The sequence below is a fragment of the Gluconobacter cerinus genome, from assembly GCF_002723935.1.
Classification (GTDB): domain Bacteria; phylum Pseudomonadota; class Alphaproteobacteria; order Acetobacterales; family Acetobacteraceae; genus Gluconobacter; species Gluconobacter cerinus.
Window position 1 is genome coordinate 157,762 of sequence record NZ_BEWM01000004.1, and the last position, 14,838, is coordinate 172,599.

The 14,838-nt window shown below is 56.7% G+C and carries 14 protein-coding genes and 1 riboswitch; of the genes, 6 read left to right on the plus strand and 8 right to left on the minus strand.

Annotation, left to right across the window (positions count from 1 at the left end; genetic code table 11):
* Positions 1-101: 101 nt before the first annotated feature.
* Positions 102-3,671, minus strand: coding sequence for a bifunctional proline dehydrogenase/L-glutamate gamma-semialdehyde dehydrogenase PutA (gene putA, locus GCE01_RS10570; RefSeq protein WP_099212823.1), 3,570 nt, complete (start codon positions 3,669-3,671; stop codon positions 102-104).
* A 136-nt stretch (positions 3,672-3,807) separates the two neighbouring features.
* Between putA and GCE01_RS10575 the strand changes: the two genes are divergently transcribed.
* Complete coding sequence (locus tag GCE01_RS10575; RefSeq protein WP_046901941.1) at positions 3,808-4,260, plus strand: Lrp/AsnC ligand binding domain-containing protein; 453 nt, start codon at positions 3,808-3,810, stop codon at positions 4,258-4,260.
* An 85-nt stretch (positions 4,261-4,345) separates the two neighbouring features.
* Positions 4,346-5,275 (plus strand): ketopantoate/pantoate/pantothenate transporter PanS, encoded by a 930-nt coding sequence (gene panS, locus GCE01_RS10580; RefSeq protein ID WP_099213038.1) that lies wholly within the window; start codon positions 4,346-4,348, stop codon positions 5,273-5,275.
* On the opposite strand, the gene GCE01_RS10585 is transcribed toward panS, so the two are convergent.
* A complete protein-coding gene (locus GCE01_RS10585; RefSeq protein ID WP_099212824.1) occupies positions 5,262-6,167 on the minus strand; it encodes a LysR family transcriptional regulator in 906 nt (301 codons plus the stop codon). The two genes, panS and GCE01_RS10585, sit on opposite strands and share 14 nt — an antisense overlap.
* Positions 6,168-6,376: 209 nt before the next feature.
* A complete protein-coding gene (locus tag GCE01_RS10590) occupies positions 6,377-8,116 on the minus strand; it encodes a M20/M25/M40 family metallo-hydrolase (protein WP_244591177.1) in 1,740 nt (579 codons plus the stop codon).
* Positions 8,117-8,234: 118 nt separating this feature from the next.
* Between GCE01_RS10590 and GCE01_RS10595 the strand changes: the two genes are divergently transcribed.
* On the plus strand, positions 8,235-8,786 hold the full coding sequence (locus GCE01_RS10595; RefSeq protein ID WP_099212825.1) for a histidine phosphatase family protein: 552 nt from the start codon (positions 8,235-8,237) through the stop codon (positions 8,784-8,786).
* On the opposite strand, the gene bluB is transcribed toward GCE01_RS10595, so the two are convergent.
* The 5 genes from bluB to cobT form a co-directional block, all read right to left on the minus strand.
* The gene (gene bluB / locus GCE01_RS10600) at positions 8,776-9,414 is read right to left on the minus strand and encodes a 5,6-dimethylbenzimidazole synthase (RefSeq protein ID WP_099212826.1); all 639 of its coding nucleotides are present in this window, start codon (positions 9,412-9,414) and stop codon (positions 8,776-8,778) included. The genes GCE01_RS10595 and bluB overlap by 11 nt on opposite strands.
* 3 nt (positions 9,415-9,417) lie before the next feature.
* A complete protein-coding gene (locus tag GCE01_RS10605) occupies positions 9,418-10,155 on the minus strand; it encodes a CbtA family protein (RefSeq protein ID WP_099212827.1) in 738 nt (245 codons plus the stop codon).
* Between the two features lie 15 nt (positions 10,156-10,170).
* Complete coding sequence (locus GCE01_RS10610; protein WP_064274471.1) at positions 10,171-10,395, minus strand: CbtB domain-containing protein; 225 nt, start codon at positions 10,393-10,395, stop codon at positions 10,171-10,173.
* A gap of 166 nt (positions 10,396-10,561) precedes the next feature.
* Positions 10,562-11,329: an adenosylcobinamide-GDP ribazoletransferase gene (gene cobS / locus GCE01_RS10615; RefSeq protein ID WP_099212828.1), complete on the minus strand. Its 768-nt coding sequence runs from the start codon at positions 11,327-11,329 to the stop codon at positions 10,562-10,564.
* Complete coding sequence (gene cobT / locus GCE01_RS10620; protein ID WP_244591178.1) at positions 11,326-12,384, minus strand: nicotinate-nucleotide--dimethylbenzimidazole phosphoribosyltransferase; 1,059 nt, start codon at positions 12,382-12,384, stop codon at positions 11,326-11,328. Before cobT ends, cobS begins: the two co-directional genes overlap by 4 nt.
* A 30-nt stretch (positions 12,385-12,414) precedes the next feature.
* Between cobT and cobU the strand changes: the two genes are divergently transcribed.
* The 3 genes from cobU (at position 12,415) to cobW (ending at position 14,834) form a co-directional block, all read left to right on the plus strand.
* On the plus strand, positions 12,415-12,975 hold the full coding sequence (gene cobU / locus GCE01_RS10625; protein ID WP_099212829.1) for a bifunctional adenosylcobinamide kinase/adenosylcobinamide-phosphate guanylyltransferase: 561 nt from the start codon (positions 12,415-12,417) through the stop codon (positions 12,973-12,975).
* A gap of 37 nt (positions 12,976-13,012) precedes the next feature.
* Positions 13,013-13,250, plus strand: a riboswitch (cobalamin riboswitch).
* Positions 13,251-13,371: 121 nt separating this feature from the next.
* Complete coding sequence (locus GCE01_RS10630; protein ID WP_099212830.1) at positions 13,372-13,785, plus strand: DUF1636 family protein; 414 nt, start codon at positions 13,372-13,374, stop codon at positions 13,783-13,785.
* A complete protein-coding gene (gene cobW / locus GCE01_RS10635; RefSeq protein WP_099212831.1) occupies positions 13,782-14,834 on the plus strand; it encodes a cobalamin biosynthesis protein CobW in 1,053 nt (350 codons plus the stop codon). Before GCE01_RS10630 ends, cobW begins: the two co-directional genes overlap by 4 nt.
* The last annotated feature ends 4 nt before the right edge of the window (positions 14,835-14,838 follow it).

Sequence of the window (14,838 nt, forward strand, 5' to 3'; positions counted from 1 at the left end):
AGTGGGAGGCAGGTTTGATGCGTCTGTCTCTGTAAACCAAGACCTCCCACCGCAGCCTGTATGACCACGATGGAAGTGTGTCTCGTGTTAGGGCGTGAATACTAAACCGTCGCCATAAGAGCTGCATTTCCGCCAGCAGCCGTCGTATTGGTGCTGCAGGCCCGCTCCTGAACCAGCCATTCCAGTGGGTAACGTCCGTCTGCGTCTGGTGTGTGCAGGCAGACTACCGGTCCGTCTTTACGTTCCAGTGCTGCCAAGACCTGCTTGCGGTCTGTTGCATCGCCACTGCACAGCGCCACATCCACCTGAACGTTTGTTGAGAGTGGTAGGATAGAGTCTCCCAGGGCCGCAGGCGGTGGGGGCAAACGGCGCCAGATTTCCGCAGGGATCGCACAGGCATTCCCAGTGGACAGGGCATCTGTGATTTGCTGACACAGATCCTCAAGTGTAGGCCCTGCACACAGCACGGTGCCTCGTGCTGTCAAAGTGTAAACGTTGTCTTCTCCGACAGGGCCGGGGAGGGAAAGGGTTGTTCCCAAAGGCGTTCCGGCAGGCACAACGGCTCTGAAGTCTGGTGCTATGGCCTTTAACCACTGCCCGGCAAAATTCAGGACAACTGGTAGGTCATGGTGCGCCAGAACGCCCAGTTCAGGGCGTCGGGACAGAAGGCGGCGCAGGTAAAGCGGGCCACCTGCCTTCGGACCGGTTCCGGAAAGGCCATGCCCCCCAAACGGCTGAGACCCGACTACAGCACCCACAAGGTTACGGTTGACGTAGATATTTCCCGCATCTGAGATGGCTTTAAGGTCTTCAATCGTACTGTCGATGCGTGAGTGAACGCCGAAGGTCAGGGCATAACCGGTGTTGTTGATGGCTGCCATCAACTGCGAGCGCTCTTCGCGGCGATATCTGACGACATGCAGAACCGGCCCGAATACCTCGCGGCGCAGAGCTGACAAATTGTCGATTTCAATCAGGGTCGGCGGCACAAAGGTCCCGTTTGCGCACTCTTCAGAAATTGCAGACTGATGGATCGAAAAACCACGAGCGCGCATGTCTTCAATATGGCTGAGAATTCCGCTCTGAGCCTCTTCTGTGATGACCGGCCCGACATCTGTCTTCGGAAGAGCTGGATTTCCCGTGCGTAGTTCTGCCATCGCCCCTTTGAGCATCGTCAGAACACGATCCGCGCTATCGTTTTGCAGGCACAGTACCCGGAGTGCGCTGCATCGCTGCCCAGCACTGTCAAAGGCGGAAGATAGTACATCCCCGACGACCTGTTCGGACAGAGCTGAGCTGTCCACAACAAGCGCATTCTGGCCGCCCGTTTCCGCAATCAGAGGAATAGGTGTGCCATCCGCATTCAGGCGCCCGGCAAGCTGCTTTTGGATCAGTTTTGCGACTTCCGTCGAGCCCGTGAAAAGAACGCCAGTTATGCGGGGATCGGCGACGAGCGCCGCTCCGATTTCGCCGCCACCTAGCACAAGCTGTAAGGCTTCTGCTGGCACTCCGGCATCATGGAGAATGCGGATAGCTTCTTGCGCAATGAGAGGCGTTTCTTCCGCAGGTTTGGCGAGAACGCTGTTCCCGGCTGCCAGGGAAGCAGAAACCTGCCCCAGAAAAATGGCGAGAGGGAAGTTCCAAGGGCTAATGCAGACGACGGGACCCAGTGGCGCAGCATTTTCAGCAGTAAATTCACGGCGGATCTGGGCAGCATAATAGCGCAGGAAGTCTACAGCCTCGCGGATTTCAGACACCGCATTGGCAAGGGTCTTTCCGGCTTCCCGGATAATCAGTCCCATCAGTCTGGGCATGTCGTCTTCGAGGCTCTGAGCGGCCTTCTCCAGACATGTAGCGCGTTCGGAGACTGGTGTGTTCTTCCAGACATCAAAACCCGTTACGGCTTTGCTGATGACAGCCCCTACGCTTTCGACAGCCGTGGGTTTGATATACCCAATGACATCTGACTTGTCGGCAGGATTAACGACATCGTCCCCCACTGTTTCACCAAATGAGGCCTCCTTATTCAGGGCAACACCAAGTGTTTTCAGAGTGTTTTCGTCTGCAAGATCCAGCCCATGCGAGTTTTCACGCTCAGGCTGGAAAAGGTCGCTCGGCTGGCGCAGTGTGCTGGGGAGGGCATTGGCGGAGAGCGTGACGGGGTCGGTAATCAGCTCTTCCACCGACACTGCCGGATCCTGAATTCGGTTCACAAAGGACGAATTCGCGCCATTTTCCAGTAGGCGGCGTACGAGATAGGCCAAGAGCGTTTCATGCGTGCCCACAGGAGCATAGACGCGGACAGGCCGATTCAGCTTTTCCGGACCAACAACTTCTCTGTACAGCGTTTCTCCCATGCCGTGCAGGCATTGAAATTCATAGGACTCAGTCGTGAAATTCGGTCCTGCCAAGGCGTGAATGCTGGCCAAGGTCTGCGCGTTGTGCGTTGCAAACTGTGGGAAAATGGCGTCTGGAGCAGCCAGAAGCTTCTTGGCGCAGGCAATGTAGGAAATGTCGGTGTGGATCTTCTGCGTGAAGAGCGGAAAATCCTCCATCCCATCGACCTGGGCACGTTTGATTTCACTGTCCCAATAGGCACCCTTAACCAGCCGGACCATCAGGCGGTGATTTGTGCGACGTGCCAGATCAATCACCCAGTCGAGTACGAATGGTGCGCGCTTCTGATAAGCCTGAACAACGAAGCCAATGCCCTTCCAGTCTTTCAGGGCTGGGTCGAAACAAAGCGTTTCCAGCAGGTCCAGAGAGAGCTCCAGCCGGTCTGTCTCTTCAGCATCGATGTTGAAGCCGATGTCATAGTGACAGGCAAGGCGCGCAAGTGCTGTCAGGCGAGGGCCCAACTCGGCGAGAACCCGTTCCCTCTGGAGGCGGCTATAGCGCGGGTGAAGTGCAGACAGCTTGACTGAAATACCCGGGCCTTGATAGGCGCCAGCGCCTGCTGATGCCTGGCCAATGGCGTGAATAGCTGTTTCATAATCACGGTAATACCGATCAGCGTCCGCCATGGTCGTGGCAGCTTCTCCCAGCATGTCGTAGGAGTAACGGAATCCCTTTGCGACGAGGGGTTTGCTGTTTTCGAGCGCGTTCGCGATGGTTTGGCCGGTTACAAACTGCTCACCCATCATGCGCATTGCCATATCGACGCCCTTGCGGATCACAGGCTCACCGCACCGTCCGATCAGGCGTTTGAGGCTTCCCGGCAGCGCTTTCGTCTCTTCGGTCGACAGGACCTTGCCTGAGACGACCAGTCCCCAGGTCGCCGCGTTTACGAACAGGGAAGACTTGCGACTGATGTGCTCATGCCACTGACCGTTCCCGATCTTGTCGCGAATGAGAGCGTCACGTGTAGGAAGGTCAGGGATACGAAGCAGGGCCTCCGCCAGGCACATCAGGGCGACACCCTCCTGAGAGGAGAGATCGTATTCCTGCACCAGATCCTGAACGATGCCGCTACTGCGGCCTTGACGAAGAGCTTCGACCAAACGCCTTGCTGTCTGACGGGCGAGGGCAGCCTGATCGTCCTCAAGGCGAGCCTCACGCGAAAGCGCCGTCACCCGCGGGGCTTCCGCTACCCGGGTGTGGTCGGTGATGGCCTGACGTAGCGGAGACCGCGGCGGAACGATGGCTGCAAGGGACGCGAAAGGTGAGGTCATGAGGATACCGCTGTTCTGATGGTCTCTCACAGATATTGAAACGTTTACGAAACAGGTGCTGGTATTTTAAGGGAGACGACGAATTAAATTCGGTTTATCGAATTTATGGAAAATTATATTTAGCAGGTGGTGCGAAGTGGATGACATAGATCGCAGAATTCTGAGGTTTCTTCAGAAGGATGGCCGCATCACGAACATTGATCTGTCACGGCAGATTCATCTGAGCCCGGCCGCTACGCTGGAGCGCGTCAAAAAGCTGGAGCAAAGCGGGGTAATCCGCGGTTATATGGCCCGTCTTGACCCTGAAACCGTCAATCTTGGGCTACTTGTTTTCATTCAGGTCACGCTGGATCGGACCAGTCCGGATATTTTTGAAGCCTTCTCCAAAGCACTCAAAACCATTCCTCAGGTCAGCGAGTGTTATATGGTTGCGGGCGGGTTCGACTATCTGGTGAAGGCGCGGGTCAAGGACATGACCGCATATCGTAATTTTCTGGGGAAAACCCTGACCCGGCTCCCGGGAGTTCGGCAGACGCACACCTATACCGTCATGGAAGAGGTCAAGGCCGATCCCGAATTGCCGATCTGACGGCTATCTTTTTCCCAAGTGGACAGGATGACGGTATGAGGAACGTTACCTTACCTGTGTTCTAATAATGGAGACGCTCCGCCAGATGATGACGCGCCTTTTCCCGGTCTGGGCCATTCTGGTCTCGCTGGCAGCCATCGTGCTTCCCGCGCCGTTCCTGAAACTGTTGCCGGTCATCACACCGCTTCTCGCGTTCATCATGTTTACAATGGGTGTGTCTCTGACAGTGCAGGATTTTTCCCGCATTGCCCGGCGCCCTTATCCTGTTCTGGCAGGTGTAGGATTGCATTATTTCGTCATGCCTTTGGCGGCATGGGGGATTGCACATCTGCTCGATATGCCTCCCGGCTTAGCGACAGGCATGGTTCTTGTGGGCTGTGTCTCTAGCGGCACAGCCTCCAATGTGATGATTTTTCTCTCCAAAGGAGATGTTGCGCTGTCCGTCAGTATTAGTGCGCTGTCTACTTTGGTAGGAATTTTTGCAACACCATTACTGACACGGCTGTATGTTTCTGCGGGTGTCTCTGTTGATAGCTGGGGGCTGTTCCGAAGCATCATTACCATGGTTGCGTTACCGGTTTTTGCCGGTGTGATCGTCAACACGCTGTGGCATCGGACCATCCAGCGGATTGAGAGCGCCTTGCCACCCGTGGCCATGGTGTCCATTTTGCTGATCATTGGTTGCGTAGTCGCTGGCGCCGGTCCCTCCTTGGCTCAAGCAGGCCCCCTTTTGATCCTGGGCGTTATTCTGCATAACGCTATTGGTTTGTTGGGGGGATACTGGGGCGGCAGGCTTCTGGGCTTCGATGAGTCCGTCTGCCGAACGCTTGCGCTTGAAGTCGGGATGCAGAACTCGGCGCTCGCCGCAACTTTGGGCCGTCTTTACTTCTCACCCCTTGCAGCGCTGCCAGGAGCAGTCTTCTCCGTCTGGCACAATGTGTCCGGCTCCGTTCTGGCGGCATACTGGGCCGCGCGGCCTCTCAGTAAGGGCACGTCACGGATCAAGGCACCTTGAGATAATCCTGTATTCGCGGAACCATGAAATCAAGAAAGGCACGCACTCGCGGTGGGCTCTGATGTCCTGCAGGGAAGAGGGCATGAATGTCTTCTTCGTCCTGTATCGTGGCATCACTCAGAACTTCAACCAAGCGGCCAGTCTTCAGGTCTTCACGAACATGATATTCGCCAAGCCGTGCCAGGCCGACGCCTTGCAGGGCCATACGCCTTACCGTTTCACCATTATTCGCCAGAAGGGGGCCATGCACGCGCCGGTCAATCAGCCGTCCTTTTTCCTGAAATGGCCACACAGGGGTTGTGCGCTGGAAGTTGAACCCAAGGCATTGATGGCTGTCTAAATCCGCAACGGTCTGAGGCGTTCCGTGTCGTTCAAGATAGGTGGGTGAGGCTACAATCCTGCGTGGCACCGCTCTCAGGTGACGGACTGTGAGGCCTGAATCCTGCAGTCGGCCGACACGGAAGGCGACGTCTGTCCGGTCAAGGTAAAGGTCCGTTACGTCGTCAGAAAGTGAGAGATCAATCAGGATTTCTGGATAGGCATTCCAGAACGCGGGGAGGAATGGCTCCAGTCCAAGGGTGCCGAACGCAACGGATGCATTGACCCGGACCGTCCCTCTGGGCTGCATGGTTCCCGTTGTGAGGCTGCGTTCAATATCATCGAGATCAGCTATCAGGCTGACAGCGCGCGTATAATAGGTCTGTCCCTCCTGCGTTACGGAAAGGCGGCGGGTCGAGCGTTCGATCAGGCGGACACCCAGACGGGCTTCAATTCTGGCGATGAGCTTGCTGACGGTTGACGGCGTCATGACCAGCAGCCGGGCGGCTTCCGAGAAACTGCCGCTTTCGACTACCCGTAGAAAAACCTGCATTTCGCCAACGCGATTGTCCATCTCGATCTCATTTATGAACGGGTTGCAGGGACTTTCTTCAAAGCGCGCAAATTTTAAGGCGTGCATGATGCCAAGCGTGGATTGTTACCTGCTTGAAGAAGGCCGCTGGAAATGTTCTTCGCTACGCAGCGGATCAGGAAATTTCCACAATATATCGTTTAAAATCAAAATTCAGGCGACTCTTTCTCCGAGCCGCCTGAACCTGAAGTTTAGTGAGCCGAACGAACGTCGTTGCTCTTTTCGCGGATAGCCCGGAACTCGGAGCCACCTTTCCACGTGGGCCAATCATGCGAGAAGGCCGCATTATATCCGACCTGGCGGACAACATCGACGTCCTGCGCCGCACCTCGGACGTCCCAGTCAGGGCTCCAGGCATCGCAGGCCTGATGATAGCAGGCCATATACGCCGTCAGCCATTTGCTGCCTGCGGCTGTTCCACCCTGAAGAAGATCGAACGGGCCAGCCATATCCATAACCGCGAGAACGGGCACGCCAGCCCGAGCGAAGGGCAGATGGTCCGCACGGTAGAAGGCTCCGCGCTCCGGCATGGCTTCCGGCTGGGTTGTACGGCCCTGCTTAAGGGCTGCGGCTGCGAAATCGTCCTGCAGAGTGTCCTGTCCAGCGCCGATAATGAAGGCATTATGAGCGGGGCCTGCCATCTGAAGCACATCCATCGTCAGGTTGGCCGCAGTCTTGTCCAGTGGCGCCAGCGGATGGGCGACATACCAGCTCGATCCCAGAAGACCGCGCTCTTCACCGGTCCAGGATGCAAAACTGACAGTCCGTTTTGGCTTTGGCCCGTTCTTGAAAGCCCGTGCGATTTCCAGAACGGCTGCAATACCAGAGCCATCATCAATGGCACCACGTCGAATAACGGTCTTGCCAGAGGCATCGGTGCTTTTGCCAAACGCATCCCAGTGCGCGCCGAACATCACAGTTTCGTCGGGATAATCCGTACCCGTGATCTTGCCGATGACGTTCTGGCTCTGGAGGTGATCGACCTTGACCGGCATGTCCACTGAAAGCGTCGTGTCATGAATGTTGACCGGATGGAAATCCGGCGAACGCGCCTGACGACGCAGACGGTTCAGATCCAGCCCGGCGCGCGCAAACAATGTTTTGGCTGCATTGCCTTCGATCCAGCCGATCATCGGTACGGACTTCAGATCCTTATCGTCGTGAAGGATGTCATACTCTTCACCCTGAGGTGCGACGACCGTGCTCCAGGGATAGGATGCGCCCGGAGTGTCATGAATGATCAGCGCTCCAGCTGCACCGCGACGGGCTGCTTCTTCGAACTTGTACGTCCAGCGACCGTAATACGTCATGGTCTTGCCGCCAAAGCGGCCAGCAACAGGCTCCTCTGGTCCAGCATCGAAATCAGGATCATTCACCAGGAAGACCGCAATCTTGCCGTGTAGATCAACTTGCTTGAAGTCATTCCAGCGACGTTCCGGCGCCGTCACACCATAGCCCACGAAAACCAGAGGGATGTTTGACAGCTGAAGGCGTTCGATCGGCTGGAGCGTCGACATGACGATATCTGTCAGCTGATGAAGCGGCAGAGCAGCCTGACCCCGTGTCTTGATCGTGGCGATTGCTTTCGGATCAGGGCGGGTACGGATCATGGGGACATTCTGCGTCCATCCGCCATTTTCGCCGCCAGGTTCCAGTCCAAGCTTCTGGTACTGATCAACCAGCCACTTGACTGTGACGGCCTCACCCGGGGTGCCAGGGGCGCGTCCCTCAAATGAGTCGGAAGCCAGAACCCGCATTGTCTCCGACATCCGAGCCGGGTCGATAGGGCCGGAGGCGCCTGCGTCAGACGCTGCATGGGCCCCGGAAACGCCGATTGCGAGCGGAGCTATCGCGAAAGCGGCAAGAGCGGTAGCCAATTTCAGGCGGTTTCGAAGGAAAGATTTGTGCATCATGTCCTCAGTCTTTGTCATAACGCGTGTCTGATGAGATGAGGCACACCTTACACATCGGATTGCTGATCAGGAAATGGCATAAAATCATCGGAGTGGCTGGTTGACGGAAAACGCGTGGCACCCCCATCTACGATTAATGACCACTCTCACCATTCCGGTTCTCCTGTCCCGCCATCCCCCCGTTGAGGGGAGTGAAGGCCTTTGTTATGGGCGAAAGGAAATGGAGCTCAGAGCGGGGTGGGAGGCCCAGGCCGCTGGTCTGCTGACCCTCGCAAGGGGCGCCGGTTGTTCAGTCATCTACACGTCACCATCGGCCCGGTGTCTGTCTGTCGCGCGAAGACTTGAGGCGCAGACCGGGTGGCCGCTGCGTTTGGATGACCGGTTACTGGAGCTAAATTTTGGCCAGTGGGAAGGGCTATCCTGGAATGTTGTGCCGCGTGTGGCTCTCGATAGCTGGGCCGAAGATCCAGAAGGGTTTTCTCCCCCAAAAGGTGAAAGTGGGCGAGCGCTACAGGAGCGTGTGCAGTCTTTCTGGGTAGACCTCGTTCATGCCGGAGAGGCCGCATTAGTCATTTCGCACGGCGGCCCACTTCGTCTCCTTGATGGGCTTGCCAAAGGAGAAAGGGCGAACCTGCTAGCACCTTCAATGCCGCAGGGCAGCAGCAGGCTCCATTACGTCAGCGTTTGATCCACTCACGTCGGTCCGGGTTTCTTGTTTCCCAGCCCATGCGCTCCAGTTCTGGCGTTTTGGCATGGGCTGCAGGATATCCGATGCAAAGATACGCGATAAGGTTCCATCCCGGCTCGGCATCGAGAAGGTCTGACACGTGCTCGGGCTCAAGAATTGAGACCCAGCCCAGTCCAACACCTGCCGCCGTTGCAGCCAGCCAAAACGTATGGATAGCCATCACAGCGGACCACGTCGTTGTTTCCGGCATGGTCGCACGTCCAAGACCATGCCCTTGATCCGGGAATGTTTCGCAGAAGACCGCGACATGATGCGGGGCATCATCTAATCCGGCCAGTTTGAGCGTCGCATAGGAAGCTGCTTGTTCGCCTTCATATCCCTGAAGGGCTTCCTGGTTACAGGTTTCGAAGCTCTTCCGAACGGCTGCTTTTCGCTCTGGGTTTTCAACGAGCACGAAGCGCCAGGGCTCACTCAAACCAACGGAAGGCGCCAAAGTCGATGCATGCAGGAGATCGTTCAGAACCGATGCGGGCAGAGGATCACGTTGAAAATGTCGCGCATCCCGACGCCATGTGAAAAGGCGCTCCAGATCTTTTCTGAAATCGTCTGAAAAGGCTGGTGCCGTCATGGTTTATCCGTTGCGTGCAAAAGGTTTGTCAGCGCCCGCCGTCAGGACACGGGATGCCAGAGGCCCGAAGAGCAGTCCGATCGTAGCCCACAGAACGATCTGCATCCCCAAGGCTGCCTCGCGGAAACGCCAGAGCACGGTTGCCGGGAAATCTGTTGGAACTTCATTGATATCAGGCATACCGGCTTGTACGGCGGCCACCAGAATGATGAAAACACCAAGAGAGGCTAGCACGCCGTTCCAATGACCCAGGCGCCGGATGAGTGGTCGGCTGACCATATAGGATGCCGCTGCCGCGCAAAGCGACAGAGCGATCATACCGAAATAGGCGCCGGTTCGTAGGCCAATGGTCGATGGAAGGCCAACGGCAGGGGGATTGGGAGCATATTTCAGGTCTGGCACCAGCACGAACACAACAAATGCTGCAGCTGCCAGAAGTGCTGATAAGGCCCGCGGCGAAAAGCGGCCTACGCGACCATATGCAAAAGCAAAAATAGTCGCGAAGATGCCGCCGTAAGCCGCGCCATACATAACGGCAGCGGTGAGAAGCCCGAAAGACGCCTGTATGCTTCGGCTGATAATTTCCGGTTCAGGCGGCTCGCCAGCAGCAAGGTCTTTCGCGCTCTCGAATGCAATCGCAAGATTGACCTGCGGCTCTCCAAAAAAACGCGCAAACACGAACGCAAGCAATGCGGCAGCAATCCCGGCAATCATGCCGCGGCTCAAAAGACGACCTGTCATGAAACTATGCTGCGTTTAGTGGCAGGGGAAGCCGAGAAGATGGCGCCCATCATGAACAAATTCATGGACCGCATGCCCTGAAATCAAAGACGTCGCACCTTGTTCTGCACCAACAAAATAAAGCAGCAGAAGGCTGAGCACGACCGTAAAGGCAGCCCATGGAAGGAGCGTGCGGATTGGCAGCGCAACCGGTGCGGCGATGCTGGCGGGCAGGTGGGACGGGGAAAGGCTCTGGCTCATAATAGGCTCCGCTGGAAAAGCGCGTTCTGCGGTGGAAAATTGATAAAGGAGGTCTGGCTTCGCAACGTGATTTCACGAGCATTACAGTGGCGCGACCGCACCGGATTTGCACCGGTTTCTCCCTGCTTTCGCTAACAGGCAGGATGTAACCTTTCATGCGGGAGTGTCAACTTTTCCATGCTGAGGCTAGCACTGTCAGGAGAACGCACTCAGCGAGACTGGCCGTTGCTCCGAGTACGTCTCCTGTATAGCCGCCGAGCAGTTTCCGGGCTACGGCACGAACTCCAAGCATCGTGCACAGTGCAGCAAGAATAGTCTGGAGGCCCAGTTGTGCGGGAAGGCAAATTACCGTCATGCAAAAGCCGGAAAACAAGGCGCCCAGCAACTGATCCCGTGTCAGGGTGGAGAGCTGCTTTGCCAACCCATTGTCACGAGCAGGCTTTGTGAGGAACGTCAGGAGGGGCAGGATAGAGCGGGAAAGTGCTCCCGTTACAGCCATTGCCGGCACGACCATTGAAGGAGGCACCGCTGCTAACGTCGTAACGCGGACGATTAAGCTGATGCCCAAAGCTAACGCCCCATAGCTGCCGATACGACTATCCCGCATGATGGTTAGGCGCTTTTCGGCAGTATGACCGCCACCACAGCCGTCCGCCATATCCGCCAGTCCATCTTCGTGCAGCCCCCCGGTTAGGAGAATTTGTAGGCCAACGCTCCAGGCTGCTGCTACCAAAGAGGGAACATTCAAGGCACTCAGCAGCAAGAACATTGATGCGCTGAGAATACCGACAAGTGCCCCAACCAGGGGCCAGCACCAGACAGACCGCGCCAGAGACCAGTCCTGTCCGCTGACGCGCAGCCATCCCAAGGGAAGGCGGGTCAGCAGCCCTGCACCACAGGCAATGTCTTCTCGGATGGCGCGCCAAAGCCTCATTGAATGGAGACGTCTGATTGGGAAACGGCAGCCTCTGCGAACGTCGCCATACCGTTGTGGCAGGCCAATGCCGCTCTGAGGACGGGAATGGCAACCGCCGACCCAGATGCCTCTCCGAGGCGCAAGCCCAGGTCCAGTATTGGTTTCAGCCTGAGGGCATCTGCCAGCCTGCGGTGACCAGCCTCAGCGGAACAATGCGAGAGCTTTGTGTGGTCGAGTGCTGAGGTAGTCAGTTTGATCAATGGAAGCACGGCTGCGGTACAGACGAAGCCGTCAAGCAGAACCGGGATACGATGGTGTCTGGCGGCCAGAACACTTCCCAGTATGGCGGCCAGTTCGTAACCACCCAGACAACGTGCGGCATGCAAGGGGTCGTTAAGTGACGCCGCGTGCAGACACAGGGCCTCATCAATAACAGAAGCCTTGAGGTTGACGCCTGCCTGATCGAGACCTGTTCCACGGCCGGCCCAGTCCGCGCCTGTACCCCCCAGGAGTGCTGCGCAAAGTGCGGCGGAGGGGGTTGTGTTGCCAATACCCATTTCGCCGGGGCAAAACAGATCCAGTGTGGGGGATACGGCGGTGTATCCGACCGAAACCGCATCAAGGAATTCCTCTTCGCCCATAGCTGGGGTCGCGGTAAAATCTGCTGTGGCCATTAGATTTCGGACGGGCACAACAGCAAGGTCCGCACCTGCATTTCGGGCAAGCTGATTGATTGCTGCGCCGCCACTCTGGAAATTCGACACCATCTGGGCCGTAACATCCGAAGGCCACGGAGATACCCCCCGGCGGACCACACCATGATTCCCTGCGAAAATCGTTATCTGAACGTGCTCTAGCGTTGGTTTCTGATGGCCCTGCCATTCACCGAGCCAAATGGACAGCTCTTCCAACCGCCCGAGGCTGCCGGGAGGTTTGGTCAGAGTTGCATCTCGCTCCCCTATCAGGGCGGCGACTTTTGGGTCGGGGTCTGGAAGTGACAGGCAGGCATTGCGAAGTTCTGCCATGCTGGCGAAAGGAGGCTGACAGAACGAGGGCATGATGTGCGGTGGCATGACAGGTCTTTTGTGCTGTTATCAGGGACCATGCAAGAAGAAGGCGCAGGAGACATTGTGGCACAGACCATCACGCAAACAGGACTACCGGATGTGTCACTGGTCCTCGGGGGCGCCAGGTCAGGAAAAAGCAGGATCGCTGAGGCAATCATCACTGGTCTTCCGGCCCCTTGGGTTTATCTCGCGACCGGTCGGGCTTTTGATGAAGAAATGCAGGCCAGGATAGATTTGCACCGTACCACCCGTGGGAACAAAGGCTGGCGTACAGTTGAAGAGCCGTTTGATATCGCGGGTGTTTTACAGGTCGAGCAGGGTGCGCCGGTTCTGGTTGATTGCCTGACTTTGTGGCTGACAAATCTCATTCTGGAAGATCGTAATATACACACCGCGACGAAAGACCTTCTCGAGGCGCTTCAACGACGAAAAGGCCGGACCGTTCTTGTGGGTAACGAGGTAGGGCTCGGAATTGTCCCGGACAATGCCCTGGCTCGTCGTTTTCGCGATGAAGCGGGTCTTCTTCATCAGAAGATCGCCGCAGTCGCCGGAGAAGTTCTGTTTGTGGCGGCGGGTTTGTCTTTGAAAATGAAATGAGCCCATTTCTCGGGCTTTGACACGCTTTCATCCCAGAGATAGGAGAGGGTTTGATGGTTCCTCTGAGAAGAGGATGAAAAGGGAAGCTGGTGCGGCCTTAGAAGTAGGTCAAACCCGGCACTGCCCCCGCAACTGTGGACGGTTTTCTGTCCTGCCAGTCTTTCTTTCAGGAAAGGCAGCCACTGGATTTCGATCTGGGAAGGCCCGGTGGGAGAGGAGGTGCTAATGGCGCCTCGGCCGTGAGTCAGGAGACCTGCCATCTGAGCCAAGTGTCATGATCCGGCGGGGTGCCCGGACTGTGAGGGCGCGCCATCATGTGCGTGTCACTTTCGCGATTGCGAAGGCCTTTCATCGCGCCTTTTGTTATGCCGTTGTGGCTGCAAGAGAGACGAAACCATGGCAGATACCCTGCCTTATCCTGACGCGGGCCAATCATCCGTTTCGCCAGTTTTCCACGTCTGTGTGACGTGTCGTCGCGGTCTCCCGGTTGGGAATGACCCTGTTCAGGGGCGGCAGCTCTACGATGCCTTGCTTGGCCAGGCTGCTGAATGTGATTTCAGCGTCCAGCCCGTTGAATGTATGGCAGCCTGTAGTCGAGGCTGTATTGCCACGCTTTCCATGCCGGAAAAATGGACTTTTGTTCTAGGTGAACTTGGTCCGGAAAAGCTGTCTGACCTGCTGGCTTACCTTCAGCTTTACCGGGCATCGAAAACCGGAACAGTGATGCCGTCAAAGCGACCTGCATCGCTTTCTGATATGGTTATCGCCCGTCTTCCATCTTCATTGTCTGCTTCACAGGAACTTTCATGATGTCCCAGACTGTTTCAGGCTCCGGTCGCAAGATTCCGGTTACGATCATCACGGGTTTTCTGGGGGCAGGGAAAACAACCCTTCTGCGAAATCTTCTCGCACAGGCTGATGGACGCCGTATCGCGATCGTTGTGAACGAGTTCGGTTCACTTGGGATCGACGGTGAAATCCTGCGGTCCTGCGGGATCGAAGGATGTGCTGACGAGGATATTGTCGAACTCACCAATGGATGCCTCTGCTGCACGGTTGCAGACGACTTCATTCCGACCATGGAGGCTCTGATCGATCGTCCTGATCCGCCAGAGCACATCGTGATCGAGACATCTGGCCTTGCGCTGCCCAAGCCTCTTCTCAAGGCATTCAGCTGGCCCGGGATCCGTACCCGCATGACCGTTGATGGTGTGATTACGCTGGTGGATGCACCCGCTGTCGCCGCTGGTCGCTTTGCGGACGATCCGGAAGCTGTTGCTGCACAGCAGGCTGCTGACCCTTCTCTGGATCACGATAATCCGTTGGCTGAAGTCTATGAAGATCAGTTGAATGCGGCGGATCTGATTGTTCTGAACAAGACTGATCTTCTGGACGAAGCCGGGATTAATGCGGTTGAAAAGGGCATTACGGAGGCTGTGCCGCGGAAAGTTATCACGCTGCGTGCAGTAGAGGGACGACTGGACCCCGCTGTTCTGCTGGGAATTGGGGCCGGTGCCGAAGACGACCTTCAAGCGCGCCCGTCCAATCATGATGGCGCAGATGACCACGAACATGATGACTTCGAGAGTTTCGTCGTGGTCCTTCCAGAGCAGAAAAGTGCTGAAGCATTACTCAAACGCCTGAGCGAGGTTGCGGGGCAATTCGATATCCTCCGCATGAAAGGCTTTGCAGCCGTGCAGGGCAAGAAAATGCGATTGGCCGTGCAGGGTGTCGGGACCCGTTTCCGTCATGAATTTGATGTGCCTCTCGCAGATGCAGGCCGGGACGGGCGCCTCGTCGTAATTGGCCAGACAGGCCTGGATCGCGCAGCCATCGAAGCCGCATTGCTGGCGGACTGACCTG

Excerpts from the sequence above, each read along its gene's own strand:
- putA (WP_099212823.1), bottom strand. The coding sequence starts at position 3,671 with ATGACCTCACCTTTCGCGTCCCTTGCAGCCATCGTTCCGCCGCGGTCT.
- panS (WP_099213038.1), top strand. The coding sequence starts at position 4,346 with ATGATGACGCGCCTTTTCCCGGTCTGGGCCATTCTGGTCTCGCTGGCA.
- GCE01_RS10585 (WP_099212824.1), bottom strand. The coding sequence starts at position 6,167 with ATGGACAATCGCGTTGGCGAAATGCAGGTTTTTCTACGGGTAGTCGAA.
- GCE01_RS10590 (WP_244591177.1), bottom strand. The coding sequence starts at position 8,116 with ATGACAAAGACTGAGGACATGATGCACAAATCTTTCCTTCGAAACCGC.
- GCE01_RS10595 (WP_099212825.1), top strand. The coding sequence starts at position 8,235 with ATGACCACTCTCACCATTCCGGTTCTCCTGTCCCGCCATCCCCCCGTT.
- bluB (WP_099212826.1), bottom strand. The coding sequence starts at position 9,414 with ATGACGGCACCAGCCTTTTCAGACGATTTCAGAAAAGATCTGGAGCGC.
- GCE01_RS10605 (WP_099212827.1), bottom strand. The coding sequence starts at position 10,155 with ATGACAGGTCGTCTTTTGAGCCGCGGCATGATTGCCGGGATTGCTGCC.
- GCE01_RS10610 (WP_064274471.1), bottom strand. The coding sequence starts at position 10,395 with ATGAGCCAGAGCCTTTCCCCGTCCCACCTGCCCGCCAGCATCGCCGCA.
- cobS (WP_099212828.1), bottom strand. The coding sequence starts at position 11,329 with ATGAGGCTTTGGCGCGCCATCCGAGAAGACATTGCCTGTGGTGCAGGG.
- cobT (WP_244591178.1), bottom strand. The coding sequence starts at position 12,384 with ATGCCACCGCACATCATGCCCTCGTTCTGTCAGCCTCCTTTCGCCAGC.
- cobU (WP_099212829.1), top strand. The coding sequence starts at position 12,415 with ATGCAAGAAGAAGGCGCAGGAGACATTGTGGCACAGACCATCACGCAA.
- GCE01_RS10630 (WP_099212830.1), top strand. The coding sequence starts at position 13,372 with ATGGCAGATACCCTGCCTTATCCTGACGCGGGCCAATCATCCGTTTCG.
- cobW (WP_099212831.1), top strand. The coding sequence starts at position 13,782 with ATGATGTCCCAGACTGTTTCAGGCTCCGGTCGCAAGATTCCGGTTACG.